Genomic DNA, 12499 nt, shown 5'->3' with positions numbered 1-12499 from the left:
ATTCAGCCGATCACTTCGCGGGCGCCGCCGCCGCGGGTCCGAGATCGAGCGCTTCGCCTTCCTTCACCTCGGGGCTCGGGTTCGCCACGACGGACGCCCCGGCCTCGAGCCCCTTGCGCACGTAGAGCGAGCCGTCGGGCGCGATCGTGAACGAAACGCGCACGAGGTGCGCCTTGCCGTCCTGCACCACGACGATCTCGTCCTGCGCCCCGGGCCGAAGCGCCGAAGCGGGGAGCCGCAGCACCTCGATCGTCTCTGCGGCCACGATCTGCGCGCGAACGAACGAGCCCGAGAGCATCCCGACCTCGGGCCCATTCGGGATCTCCGCGATCACCGGCACCCTGCGCGTCTGCGGATCGAGCGAGCCGAGCACCGCCGTCACCTTGCCCGTGGCCTTCGGCGCGCCGTCGATCGACACCGCGGCGCCGACCTCGAACACGTTCGCGTCGTTCTCGGAGACCGAGGCCGAGAGCTTCAGCACCGACGTGTCTTCGACGTGATACAGCGGCTCGCCCGGCGCGACGATCTTGCCGATGCCGTTCGGCGCGCGCGTCACGAGCCCGCCGAAGGGCGCCGTGAGCGTCGCATTGCCGATCGACACCGACGCGAGCCGCGCCTGCGCGCGTGCCTGTTCGAGCTGCGCCGCCGCGAGCAGCGCCCGCTGCGTCGCCGTCGTCTTCTCCGCCTCGGGCACCGCGTTCTGCTGGAAGAGCGTATCCGAGCGCCTTTGCGCGTCCTTCGCCATTTCGAGCGAGACCTCGGCCACGCGTACGCCCGTCTGCGCGACGTTCGCCTGCGCCGAGGACTCCGACGCGTCGACCACGCCGAGGACCTGCCCCGTCTTCACGACGTCGCCGATCTTCGCCTTGATCGCGAGCAGCCGCCCGCCGGCTTTGAAGCCCACGTCGGCCTGCTGAATCGGCTCCAGCGTGCCCGTCACGGCGACCCTCGGCTGCCAGCGCATCGCCTCGGGCTTCGCGATCAGCGTGCCTCCGCGCGCCGTCACCTTCGGAGGCGCCGCTGGATTGCCGGGCGCCGCGGCGTGCTCGGCCGTCACGGCCGATTGCGCCTCGATGGCCTTTTTCTGGTCCATCTTGGCCTTGACCCGGACCCCGATCAGCCCCCCGGTGCCCAGCACGATCGCAAGGGCGATCAGCTTGCCGGCGCCAAACTTTTTCGTCGTACCCGTCGTTGCCACGGTGCTCATCCTGCCTTCGCCCTCGACCTGGGTTCTCGCGGGCCTTCTTCCCGCTCCCGGTTCTTCGTGACCGTCCGGTCAACTACCGCGCTCGCCGCCACGGAGAAGAGCCCGCGCGTGAGCAAATCCTGCGCTTGACGCGCCCAGCCCTCGATGTCCGGGCGCCGCGGCTGCTTGATGATCTCGCGCACCAGCCGCTCGTGCGTGCCTGCGATGAGCCGCGCGCAGATCGCCGGCTCGATGTCGTCACGGTAGAGCCCCACCTCCACGCTGTGCCGCAGCCACGTCTCGCTCTGCCGCTCGATTCGATCGGTGAACGCGTCGATCAGATACGCGTACGGCGTCCCGCCTCCCCCGGTCAGGATCATCCCCAGGATCCCACGGTTTTGCCAGCAAAACTCGAGCAGCTCGACGACGTGGGCGAGGCGGCTCTCGAGGAGCACCTCGAGGCTCTCGGCCGGCGGACACACGTCGAAGCGCCCGCCCTCCACGCACGACGCGAGCCGCGCCACGACGCCCTCCACGATCTGCCGGAAGCAGTCCTGCTTGCTCTTGAAATGCAGGTAGAACGCGCCTTTCGACACGCCTGCTCGGATCGTGATGTCTTCGACCTTGGCTGCGGCGAGGCCGTTCTCGGCGAAGATCGCTTCAGCGGCCCGGAGGAGGTCGATGCGCGCGCGTGGATCGGCGATACGAGGCATTACTGACCGGTGGGTCACTATGGGGGGATGCCTCTTTCCGGTCAAGAGGGCTCGGGCCCCCTCGGCTTCCGCGATACGATGGGGCGTCCTTGCTTCTCCGAGGAGGCTTCCCATGCGTATGCTCCCCCGTTTGTCGCTTGGTCTCGCGGCGGCTTTTGCGCTCGTCTTCGCGGCCCCACAGCCTGCCGACGCCTGCACGCCCCCGCTGCCGGGCCTCTACAACCACATCCCCGAGAACGGGGCAACGTACCCCGTGAACGCGGCGCTGTTCTTTTCAGGTCATTCGATCTCGCTCGACGCCGTCACGGTCACCGTCGACGGCTACCCCGCGTCGTTCGTGCCAGTCGCGGACGCGGCGCTCCAGGGCCTCGGCGGGTTCGTCGTGCGCATCGACCCGACCCCATCGATCGGCCAGGTCGTGAAGGTCAGCGGCGATTTCTGCACCCCGGGCGCAACGTGTGAACCGGTATCGATTTCGTTCACGACGAGCGCGCCGGACACGACGGCGCCGGAGCCCGTGAAGGGCCTGCTCTTCAACGTCTACGACTACCCCGATTTCAAGGCGAGCGTCGGCGATTGCCAGTCCGACAGTGATCTCGCGTATTTTCTGCACGCCGACGCGGCCACGGCAGCGGCGGATGCGGCGCCCGAGGTGTGGCGCATCGAGGCGTTCCGGGACGCGGCGATGCAGGACCTCGCATTCACCCGCTCGGTGTTCGCGGGCAGCGCGCTCCGGTTCTACAAACTCGCCCAGGAACTCAAAGGCGCGGAGCCCGCGACGGCCTTCACGTTCCGCGTGACGACCCACGACGCGGCGGGACAATCCAGCGGATCCATTGTGGTTTCGCAGCCTTGCCACGTGCGCGTCGACCCGCCCGGCATGACGCAGTGGACCCCCGACGAGCCGATGTGGACCGCGGCCGACGTCCACCCCGGCGGCGTCTGCGACGAAAGCGGGAGCGGCGGCGGAGGCGGAAGCGGCGGCGGAGGTGGAAACGGAGGCGCAGGTGGAAGCGGCGGCGGAGGTGGAAGCGGCGGCAGTAGCAGCGGCGACGACGGGTCCTGCGCGGTCAGCGCCCCGGGCGACGCGCGTTCCGGGGTCGCGGGACTCGGACTCCTTGGCCTGATGTGGGGTGCTTCACGGCTTCGCCGTCGACGCTCCGCAGCATCCTGACCCCATCTCGTTAGTTATCCCCCCAAATACACAGATTTGCTGCGAACGCTCGTTGCCTTCGTTCAAAAGATGAGCGACGGTTCATCCCGTGAGCAACTCGTCCGCACGACGAACAACGCTTCCACGTCGCCGCGACGAGGCCAAAGCGCTCTTCCGCAACGCGATCCTCGACGCCGCCGAGCACGTCTTCGCCAAGCAGGGCTTCCACGGCGCGCGCATCCAGGACATCGCCGACCATGCGCGGATCGCCGTCGGCACCGTCTACAACCACTTTGAGCAGAAAGAAGACGTGCTCCACGCGCTGCTCGAAGTGCGCCTCGAGCAGATGATCGGGAGCCTGCGGCCGCATCCCACGGATCCCGAGCCCTTCGAACAAAAGCTCCGGTGCTGCATCGTCCGGACGCTGCGGTTCGTCGACGAGCACCGCGACTTCCATCAGGTCGCGCTCGACTGCGGGCTCTTCGCGAAAGGCACGGCCTCGGCGTCGAGCATCCTCAAGGAAAAAGCCGTGGAGCACTTCGAAAAGCTCCGCGCCACCACGTTCGCCCTCGTGAACGACGGGATCACGTGCGGCGCGCTCCGGCAGATGGATCCTGTGCCGCTCGCGCGCATGCTCGGCGGCCTGATCCGCGCCTCCTCCATCGGCATGGTCATGGAGCAGAGCCATCCGAACCTCGAAGCCGAGGCCTCGCTCCTCGTGGATCTTTATTTGAACGGCGCGGGCAGGGCCGATCGCCCCGAGCGCCCGCGTGATGAAAGCGATCTTGGAGAACGATGATGCGTCTTGATCAACCCGCGTACGCCGCCGCGCTCGCGCTGCTTCTTTCGCTCACGCCCTCGTGCGCCAAGAAGAACGCCGAGCAGAAGGCCAAACCCGCGGAGAGCGCCACCGCCGAGCCCGCGCCGGCGGTCAAGTTCGCGAAGGTCACCGAGCGCAAGCTCTCGCCCACGCTCGAGCTGACCGGCACGCTCGCCGCCGACGAGACCAGCGAGGTCGCCTCCGCGACCTCCGGCATCGTCACGAAGGTCGAGATCGACGTCGGCACGCGCGTGAAGAAGGGCGACATCCTCGTGCAACTCGACAGCCGCGATCCGGCCCTGCGCGCGCAAGCCGCCGACGCGTCCGCGACCCAGGCATTGGCCAAGCTCGGCGTGAAGGCGGGCCAGAAGTTCGATCCGAACAACGTCGCCGAGGTCCGCGCCGCGAAGGAGGGCATGGACCTCGCCGTGTCCGAGGCCGACCGGACGAAGAAGCTCTACGAGGGCGGATCCATCTCTGCCTCGCAGTGGGATCAGGCGCGATCCCGCGCCGAGCAGGCCCGCGCGCAGTACGAGGGCGCGCTGAACGGCGCGATGCAAGGCTGGGCAGGGCTCGCGGCCGCGCAGTCCCAGGCGAACCTCGCGCGCAAATCGGTCGCCGACACGAGCATCCGCGCACCCTTCGACGGCGCCGTCGCCGAGCGCCGCGCCACGGTCGGCGAGTTCGCGCCGATGGGCAAGGTCGTCGCCGTCGTCGTGCGCGACGAGACCCTGCGGCTGCGTATCGACGTGCCGGAGACGGACGCGTCGAAGGTCACGGCTGGCAAGGAGGTGACGCTCACCGTCTCGGCGCACCCGGGCAAGACCTTCAAGGGCACCGTCAAGCGCGTCGGCGCGAGCCTCAAGGCGCAGTCGCGCACGCTGCCGATCGAGGCGGAGGTCGCGAACGCGGACGGCCAGCTCAAGCCCGGCTACTTCGCGCGCGCGTACGTCGAGCTCGGCGAGGCCGACACGAACGCGATCTTCGTCCCCCGCGCCGCCGTCGGATCCAGCGGCAGCGCGAGCCGCGTCTTCGTTCGTTCGGGCAACCGCGTCGTCGAGCGCATCGTGACGCTCGGCCGCGAGATCGACGGCGAGGTGGAGATCCGCGGCAACGTCGGCCCGAACGACGAGGTCGCGACCGAGCGAGTCGACCTCTTGCAGGACGGCGCCGACGTGAACGTCGCTGCGTCCGGAGCGAAGTAACCCATGCAATGGCTCGCAGCGATTTGTGTACGAAGGCCCGTCTTCGCGACGGTGATCGTGCTCATCCTGACCGTCGTCGGGCTCTTCTCCTACGTGCAGCTCGGCCTCGATCGTTTCCCGAAGGTCGACTTCCCGGCCGTCGTGATCACCACGATCCTCCCGGGCTCGGCGCCTGAGGAGATCGAGACCGAGATCAGCGACAAGATCGAGAGCGCCGTCAACACGATCAGCGGCATCGACGAGCTCCGCAGCTCCTCCTCCGAGGGCGTGAGCATGGTCATCGTCACGTTCGTCCTCGAGAAGGACGTCGACGTCGCCTCGCAGGAGGTCCGCGACAAGGTGAACGCGGTGCTCAACGAGCTGCCGCCGGGCATCGAGCAGCCCGTGATCGCGAAGATGGATCCGGACGCCGCGCCGATCCTCACGCTCGCGCTCTCGGCCCCGGGCAACGTGCGTGACGTCACGGAGACCGCGGACAAGGTCGTGCGCCGGCAGATCGAGTCGATCAACGGCGTCGGCCAGGTGACCTTGATCGGCGGTCGCCCGCGGCAGATCAACGTCTGGATCGACCCGGAGAAGCTCCAGAAGTACAGCATCTCCGGCCCCGAGGTCGAGCGCGCGCTGAAGACGCAGAACATCGAGCTCCCGAGCGGGCGCGTCGAGCAAGGCGCCCGCCAGCTCACGCTCCGCACGCGCGGCCGCGTGGAGTCGGTCCGGGAGATGGGCGAGATCGTGGTGGCCACGCGCGACGGCTACGGCGTGCGCCTGAGCGACATCGGCGAGGTCGAGGATGGCACGGCCGAGCCCGAATCCGTGGGCTTCAAGGGCCAGCGCGCGACGGTCGTGCTCAACGTCCGCAAGCAGAGCGGCACGAACACGGTCGAGGTCGTCAATACGATCAAGGAGCGCCTCGAGGAGCTCGGCAAGCGCTTGCCCCAGGGCTACACGATCGACATCGCCCGGGATCAGTCCGAGTTCATCGAGAACTCGATCCACTCGGTGAAGGAGCACCTCGTGCTCGGCGCCATCTGCGCGGCGCTCATCGTGTTCGCGTTCCTCGGCAATGCCCGATCCACGATCATCGCGGCCATCGCCATTCCCACCAGCGTCATCAGCACCTTCGGCGTCATGCGCGCCGCGGGCTTCACGCTGAACTCGATCACGCTCCTCGCCCTCACGCTCGCCGTCGGCATCGTCATCGACGACGCGATCGTCGTCCTCGAGGTCGTCTTCAAGCGGATCGAGGAGAATGACGAGCGGCCCATGCAGGCCGCGATCAACGGGACGAAGGAAATCGGCCTCGCCGTGCTCGCGACGACGCTCTCGCTCGTCGCCGTCTTCCTCCCGGTCGCCTTCATGGGCGGCATCGTCGGCCGCTTCATGAGCTCGTTCGGCTTGACCATGTCGTTCTCGATCATGGTGAGCCTCCTCGTCAGCTTCACGCTGACGCCGATGATGTGCGCGCGGTGGCTGCGCAAGCACGCGAAGAAGGGGAGCGACGGCAAGGAAAAGGCCGCCGCGGCCCCGAGCCAAGGGCACGGCCACGGACACGGGCATGGCCACGGCGAGGCGAAGGGGATCTACGGGGCGATCGAGGGGGCCTACGTCCGGGTCCTCCGCTGGTCGATGTCGCACCGCTGGGTGATCGTGGTCTCGTGCCTCGTCGCGCTCTTCTCGATCCCGGTCCTCGCGGGCCGGGCGAACACGAACTTCCTCCCCGACGAGGATGAGTCGCAGTTCCAGGCGAGCATCCGCGCGAACGAGGGCACGAGCCTCGACGAGATGCGCCTCATCGCGACGCGCATCGTCGGCGATCTCGAAAAGATCGAGGGCGTCGCGTACGCGATCACGACCGTCGGCGACGACGCGCAGAAGACCCCGAACCTCGCGAGCCTCTACGTCAAACTCCTTCCCGCGAAGGAGCGCAAGCTCTCGCAGCAGGAGCTCATCGACAGGGCGCGCGCGGAGCTCTTGCCCAAGTACGGCAAGAACTACCGGATCTCGATCGGCCCCGTGAACTCGATGGGCGGCGGCGCGAACTACCCGGTCATGTACCAGATCACCGGCCCGGACATGACGAAGATCTCGTCCTACGCCGAGGCGCTGCTCGCCAAGATGAAGACGCTGCCGGGCGTCGTCGACGCCGACACCTCGCTCATCCTCGGCAAGCCCGAGCTCCGCGCGCACATCGATCGCGAGAAGGCGTCGGATCTCGGCGTCAGCGTCGCCGACATCGCGAGCTCGCTCCGCCTGCTCGTCGGCGGCTACGAGGTGACGAACTACAACGAGAAGGGCGAGCAATACGAGGTCCACGTCCGCGCGGTGCCGAGCTACCGCTCGAACGTCGAGGGGCTCAAGCGGCTCACGGTGCCCTCGATGCGCCTCGGCACGGTCTCGCTCGAGAACCTCGTGTCGTTCACGGAGGGCTCGGGCCCGTCGAAGATCGACCGCTACAACCGGCAGCGGCAGGTCATGATCATGTGCAACCTGCAGAAGGGCTTCTCGGAGCGCACGGTCATCGAGGCGCTCGACAAGGCCGCGAAGGACCTCGGGATGGAGCCCGGCTACAGCGCGAGCGCGACGGGCCGCTCCCGCGAGCTCGGCCGCGCCGCGAAGAACTTCGGCCTCGCCTTCCTGCTCTCGTTCATCTTCATGTACCTCGTGCTCGCAGCGCAGTTCGAGTCGTGGCTGCACCCGATCACGATTCTGCTGAGCCTCCCGCTGACGGTGCCGTTCGCGATCCTGAGCGTGATCATCTTCAAGCAATCGCTGAACATCTTCTCGATGCTGGGCATCCTCGTGCTCTTCGGCGTCGTGAAGAAGAACTCGATTCTCCAGATCGATCACACGCTCAAGCTGCGGGAAGAGGGCCTGCCGAGGCTCGAAGCGATCCTGCTCGCGAACAAGGATCGTCTCCGCCCGATCCTCATGACGACGGCGGCATTCGTGGCCGGCATGGTCCCGCTCGTCGCCTCCAGCGGCGCGGGCGCGGGCACGAACCGCGCGACGGGCTTCGTCATCATCGGCGGCCAGTCGCTCGCGCTCCTGCTCACCCTCCTCGCGACGCCGGTCGCGTACTCGCTCTTCGACGATCTCTCGGTCTGGGCGCGCAATACGTTCAAGTTCGGCAACTCGAACGACGACGAAGAGTCGCCCGCCGCCAATCCGGCCCCCGCGCCGGGCGGCGAATAGCAGGGGGCTGATAAGCTTGCTGCGCGCCTCGAATCGTCGGTCGGGCTCCTCGGAATACGGGAGTATTCCTGCGTCGCCCTCCCTAGCTTCGAGGCGCTCGCTGCGCTTCTCAGCCCCCTGCTGATATCCCCGCCTCTACGCCTTCGGCAGGGTGTCGTTCGCGACCGAGCGTCCGACGAGCCCGAGCAGCACACACATCAGCCAAACGACCCATCCGGCGACGCGCCATCCCGTGTGCTCAGGGACCGTCGCGGCGACGACGCCTACGACGAGGCACGGAACCACGATGCAGCCGACGTCGCTCGTCTGCGCCTTTTCCGGCGGAGGGTTGATCTCGAATCGATCCCCCACCGGGAGCAGCACCGCCGCGTCGTCGGCCTGCCGAAAGGGATGGTTGCCGGCCGAGGCTTCGGGGAGCTTGCAGGCGAGGACGAAGCTTTGCGCGGGGCCGACCTCGAAGGAGAAGCGCTGATGGACGCCCCCGTCCTCGGTGGTGACCGACTCGGTCAGATGGCGGCGCGCGCCGCCGAAGGCGTAGACCTTGAGGCGATGGCCGGCGGGCAGTCGAAACGTGCGGCCGCTGTCGTCGGCGAGGAGGACGTCCACGGTTTCGAGCTCGGGTGCGCCCGAGAGGTCCTCGGCAGACTCGACGGAAGTGCCCAGGTTGACGCGCGCAGCGCTGCCGGCGTCGATGACGCGGACGCGGAGACGCGCGAAGCCCGGGCTGAGATCGCCGGGCACGCGGACTTCGTTGCCGACCTTGGCGCGCCGCTCGTTTTCGCGCTGGACGCGCTTGGATTCACGGAACGACGCGAGGGCAAACGCCACGCCGACGAGGACGGGGATGCCGACGCCGATGCCGTTGCGGAGCAGGCCGGTGAGGTCGTGCACGAGGGGGAGGATAACCTGGGAGGGGGCGGGGACGACGGCGAGGAGCTCCGCCTCAGCCCCTCGTGTTATCCTGACCGCATGCTTCCTTCTTCTCGTACTTCCTTCCTCATCCTCCTCACTTCTCTCGCGCTCGCCTCCGCCGCTTGTGACCCCGGCGGCACCGGGGGCGTGTCCCCCGGCGATGGCCCCGGGCCCGTGCCGAATCCGCCCGGCCCCGAGCCCCTCACCGAAATCACCCTCCCCATCGCCGACCTCCTCCACGGTCACGACGGCGTCCTCGATATCGTCCGCCTCTTCCCGGACCAACCCGCCGTCGAAGAGATCCTCCCGGTCTCCGCGGACAAGAGCTCGATCACCCTCCCGCTCGCGCAGGCCGGCGCCCTCTCGTTCTCCGTCCTCGGCACCCAGGGCACCCTCTTCGAGTCGCATGGCGCGTCCTCGTATTGCTTGCCGCCGATCGGCAAGGGGGTGCCCGAGGTCCTCGAAGTCCCGACCGCGTTCGCCACGATCCAGGCCGCGATCGACGCCGCCGCGCCCGGCGATCGCGTGTACGTCCACCCGGGCACGTATCACGAGCACCTTCGCCTGCGCTCAGGCGTTCGCCTCGTCGGTGCGGGCGCGTTTCAGACCATCCTCGACGGCGACGGCCTTCTGCAGAACCTCATCGATTTCACGGGCGCCGAGGACGTCGTCGTCCGCGGCTTCACCCTACGCAACGTGGGGCAAGGCGAGGGCTGCGGGCAGCCTGACGATCCCTTCGCATGCTCCGGCGATTGGTATCGCGCCGCGATCTACGGCGATGGCCACGGCTCGTCCGCCGACACGTTCGGGGAGCCCGGCCCCTGCGCCGAGACGAGCATCCAGGTCACGCAGAACATCATCGAGGGCAACGACATCGGCGTGATGCTCTATTTCCACGCCCGCGGCATCGTCCACAACAACCTCTTCCTCGGCAACCGCGTGGCCTTCGCCGGCAATCACCTGCAGGATTACGCGCTCCTCGCGAACAACGTCTTTTACGACAACCCCCAGCTCTCCATCGGCAGCCAGGCCGCGTACCTCGACATCCTCAACAACATCGTCGTCAAGTCGAGCTTCGGCGTCGATCACGAGGCCGTCCAGACCGGGCGTATTCGTTGCAACGTCTTCTTCGACGTGGACGAGGTCGGCGAACGTGTCGTCCTCGGCAAGGATGGCAACGTGATCCTCGATCCGGCGTTCCCCTCGCCCGACGATAACGATTTCCGCCTCGGCGTCGACCTCGGCGCGGCCGGCCTCGGCTGCCCCATCGAGGGCCTTCACAACATGGAAAACGCGAGCCCCGAGCCCGGCGCGTTCGGCGGCGCCATGGGCGGCTGGTTCATGCAAGGGATCAAGCCTGAGGATATCGTCCCCGGGCTCTGATCCGAGCCTTCACTCCGCGCACGAGGGCCACGGCACGTTGCGGAGGTAATACTCCCACGTCTGGAAGTTCGACGTGTTGCTCCGCTGCACCTGCCCGCTCGTGCACCAGCGATTCTCGGTCCAGGACGTCCCGCGCGCGAGACACTGGTATTGCACCATCGCCCGCTTCGACCCGGCGCAGCCGTGGAACTTGTACTGCAGGCAGCTCTCCATGTCGGGCGTGACGTTCACCTTTTGCTCGGAAATCACGCTCGCCGCGTCGCACGCGTCGCCGCTCCCGTCGCCGTCGCAATCGGATTGCGACGGATTCGCGACCTGCGGGCAGTTGTCGGACATGTCCGAAATGCCGTCGCCGTCGCTGTCGATGGGGCCGCGGACCTGGCCCGCAGAGGCCACGTCGATCGTCCCGGACATCGTCCCGAGCGCGGCGAAGAGCACCGCAATACGAATGGCTCGCCTTGTTCCACGCATGTGATCCCCTGCGGAGCAGGAAGTGCGCCGAGCCTAGTCGTGCCGCCGGAGGCGGGCCAAATTCCAGAGGGCGGCGCCTCGCCAGCGGGGGGTTTGGAGGCGCAGCTCGGCTCGTCCGAGCGTAGCCCCCAAGCGCTTCGAGAGAAATCAGGCGGGATCCAGGAAAACGTAGCGACGTTGCCTCGCGGCCGCGAGCAGATCCGCGCGGTGGTCTGGATGCGCGATGTCGATGAGCGCGAGCGCACGCTGGCGAATGTTTTTGCCCCAAAGATCCGCGATGCCGTGCTCGGTCACCACGTAATGGACGTCGCCGCGGCTCGTCACGATGCCCGCGCCGGCCTCCAGCGTCGCCGCGATGCGGCTCACGGCGCCTTTTTTCGCCGTCGAGCGCATCGCGATGATCGGCTTGCCCCCGCGGCTCCGCGCAGCTCCGCGGATGAAATCCACCTGGCCGCCGATGCCCGAGAAGAACCGCCCCGCGAGCGTGTCGGCCGCGACCTGGCCCGTCAGATCGATCGCCAGGGCCGCGTTGATCGCGATCATCTGATCGTTGCGCGCGATGGTGAACGGGTCGTTCGTGAAGCTCGACGAGCGCATCTCCACGAAGGGGTTGTCGTGCACCCAGCGGTAGAGCGCGTGGCTGCCCATCACGAACGAGGTCACGATCTTCCCCGGCAAGAGCGTCTTCTTGCGACAGGTGATCACGCCTTGTTGCACGAGCTGCATCACGCCGTCGGAGAACATCTCCGTGTGGATGCCGAGATCGTGGTGCCCGTCGAGCGCCGCGAGCGCCGCGTCCGGGATCTTGCCGATGCCCATCTGCAACGTCGCGCCGTCCGGCACCAGGCTCGCCACGTGGCGGCCGATCGCCCGGTCGACATCGTCGAGCGGCTCCGCCTGGCGCTCCGGCAGCTCGTCGTCGACGGGCACGAGGTGGGCGATCCGATCCACGTGCAGGAACGAGTCCCCGTGGGTCCGCGGCATGCGCGGGTTCACCTCGGCGAGCACGAGATCGGCCGTGTCGATCGCGGCGCGCACGATGTCCACCGAGACGCCGAGGCTCACGTAGCCGTGCTCGTCCGGCGGCGAGACCTGCACGAGCGCGACGTCGATCTTCACGCGGCCCGAGCAGATGAGCTGCGGGATCTCCGACAGGAACACCGGCATGAAGTCGGCGCGCCCCTCGGCCACCGCGTCGCGCACGTTCGCGCCGATGAAAAATGCCGTGTGACGGAAGCGTTTTTCGAGGCCCGGCTTCACGTACGGCGCGGGGCCGAGCGTGAGCAGGTGGACGATCTCGTTGCCTTCGAGGTGCGTCCCTTGTTCGGTCATCGCCTCGACGAGCCGCGCCGGCTCCGCCGCGCCCGAGCCGATGAGGATGCGGCGCCCCGGCGGGATCGCTCGGATGGCGCCTTCGGCTGTCGTGACCTTGTCCGCGAAACGCTCACGCCAATCCATTCCGTT

Annotated in this window: 10 protein-coding genes; 5 read left to right on the top strand and 5 right to left on the bottom strand. The window is 67.9% G+C overall.

What is annotated here, in order from left to right; translation table 11 throughout:
- Positions 1 to 10: 10 nt before the first annotated feature.
- Positions 11 to 1198 carry an efflux RND transporter periplasmic adaptor subunit gene (locus POL67_RS32900; RefSeq protein ID WP_271924423.1) on the bottom strand — a complete coding sequence of 396 codons (1188 nt, stop codon included), beginning with the start codon at positions 1196 to 1198 and terminating at the stop codon, positions 11 to 13.
- Positions 1199 to 1203: 5 nt separating this feature from the next.
- Positions 1204 to 1899, bottom strand: a complete 696-nt coding sequence (locus POL67_RS32895; RefSeq protein WP_271924421.1) for a TetR/AcrR family transcriptional regulator — start codon at positions 1897 to 1899, stop codon at positions 1204 to 1206.
- Positions 1900 to 2011: 112 nt separating this feature from the next.
- On the opposite strand from POL67_RS32895, the gene POL67_RS32890 reads away from it, so the two are divergent.
- The 4 genes from POL67_RS32890 (at position 2012) to POL67_RS32875 (ending at position 8269) form a co-directional block, all read left to right on the top strand.
- A complete protein-coding gene (locus POL67_RS32890) occupies positions 2012 to 3073 on the top strand; it encodes a hypothetical protein (protein ID WP_271924419.1) in 1062 nt (353 codons plus the stop codon).
- Positions 3074 to 3161: 88 nt separating this feature from the next.
- A complete protein-coding gene (locus POL67_RS32885; protein WP_271924417.1) occupies positions 3162 to 3851 on the top strand; it encodes a TetR/AcrR family transcriptional regulator in 690 nt (229 codons plus the stop codon).
- Complete coding sequence (locus POL67_RS32880) at positions 3848 to 5077, top strand: efflux RND transporter periplasmic adaptor subunit (protein ID WP_271924415.1); 1230 nt, start codon at positions 3848 to 3850, stop codon at positions 5075 to 5077. Before POL67_RS32885 ends, POL67_RS32880 begins: the two co-directional genes overlap by 4 nt.
- 3 nt (positions 5078 to 5080) lie before the next feature.
- Complete coding sequence (locus POL67_RS32875; RefSeq protein WP_271924413.1) at positions 5081 to 8269, top strand: efflux RND transporter permease subunit; 3189 nt, start codon at positions 5081 to 5083, stop codon at positions 8267 to 8269.
- Positions 8270 to 8404: 135 nt separating this feature from the next.
- Here the strand turns inward: POL67_RS32875 and POL67_RS32870 are convergent, their stop codons facing one another.
- Positions 8405 to 9160, bottom strand: a complete 756-nt coding sequence (locus tag POL67_RS32870) for a hypothetical protein (RefSeq protein ID WP_271924411.1) — start codon at positions 9158 to 9160, stop codon at positions 8405 to 8407.
- Positions 9161 to 9238: 78 nt separating this feature from the next.
- Here POL67_RS32870 and POL67_RS32865 point away from each other — a divergent pair, with 78 nt between their 5' ends.
- Complete coding sequence (locus POL67_RS32865) at positions 9239 to 10564, top strand: NosD domain-containing protein (RefSeq protein WP_271924409.1); 1326 nt, start codon at positions 9239 to 9241, stop codon at positions 10562 to 10564.
- A gap of 9 nt (positions 10565 to 10573) precedes the next feature.
- Here the strand turns inward: POL67_RS32865 and POL67_RS32860 are convergent, their stop codons facing one another.
- Positions 10574 to 11035 (bottom strand): thrombospondin type 3 repeat-containing protein, encoded by a 462-nt coding sequence (locus tag POL67_RS32860; RefSeq protein WP_271924407.1) that lies wholly within the window; start codon positions 11033 to 11035, stop codon positions 10574 to 10576.
- A 147-nt stretch (positions 11036 to 11182) separates the two neighbouring features.
- Positions 11183 to 12493 (bottom strand): acetyl-CoA hydrolase/transferase family protein, encoded by a 1311-nt coding sequence (locus tag POL67_RS32855; RefSeq protein WP_271924405.1) that lies wholly within the window; start codon positions 12491 to 12493, stop codon positions 11183 to 11185.
- Positions 12494 to 12499 lie beyond the last annotated feature (6 nt).

Source organism: Polyangium mundeleinium (assembly GCF_028369105.1).
GTDB classification, from domain to species: Bacteria; Myxococcota_A; Polyangia; order Polyangiales; family Polyangiaceae; genus Polyangium; species Polyangium mundeleinium.
The sequence above is the reverse complement of the archived record's forward strand: the minus strand, read 5'-3'. Positions and strand labels throughout refer to the sequence as shown.

Excerpts from the sequence above, each read along its gene's own strand:
- POL67_RS32875 (WP_271924413.1), top strand. The coding sequence starts at position 5,081 with ATGCAATGGCTCGCAGCGATTTGTGTACGAAGGCCCGTCTTCGCGACG.
- POL67_RS32890 (WP_271924419.1), top strand. The coding sequence starts at position 2,012 with ATGCGTATGCTCCCCCGTTTGTCGCTTGGTCTCGCGGCGGCTTTTGCG.
- POL67_RS32880 (WP_271924415.1), top strand. The coding sequence starts at position 3,848 with ATGATGCGTCTTGATCAACCCGCGTACGCCGCCGCGCTCGCGCTGCTT.
- POL67_RS32895 (WP_271924421.1), bottom strand. The coding sequence starts at position 1,899 with ATGCCTCGTATCGCCGATCCACGCGCGCGCATCGACCTCCTCCGGGCC.
- POL67_RS32860 (WP_271924407.1), bottom strand. The coding sequence starts at position 11,035 with ATGCGTGGAACAAGGCGAGCCATTCGTATTGCGGTGCTCTTCGCCGCG.
- POL67_RS32855 (WP_271924405.1), bottom strand. The coding sequence starts at position 12,493 with ATGGATTGGCGTGAGCGTTTCGCGGACAAGGTCACGACAGCCGAAGGC.
- POL67_RS32865 (WP_271924409.1), top strand. The coding sequence starts at position 9,239 with ATGCTTCCTTCTTCTCGTACTTCCTTCCTCATCCTCCTCACTTCTCTC.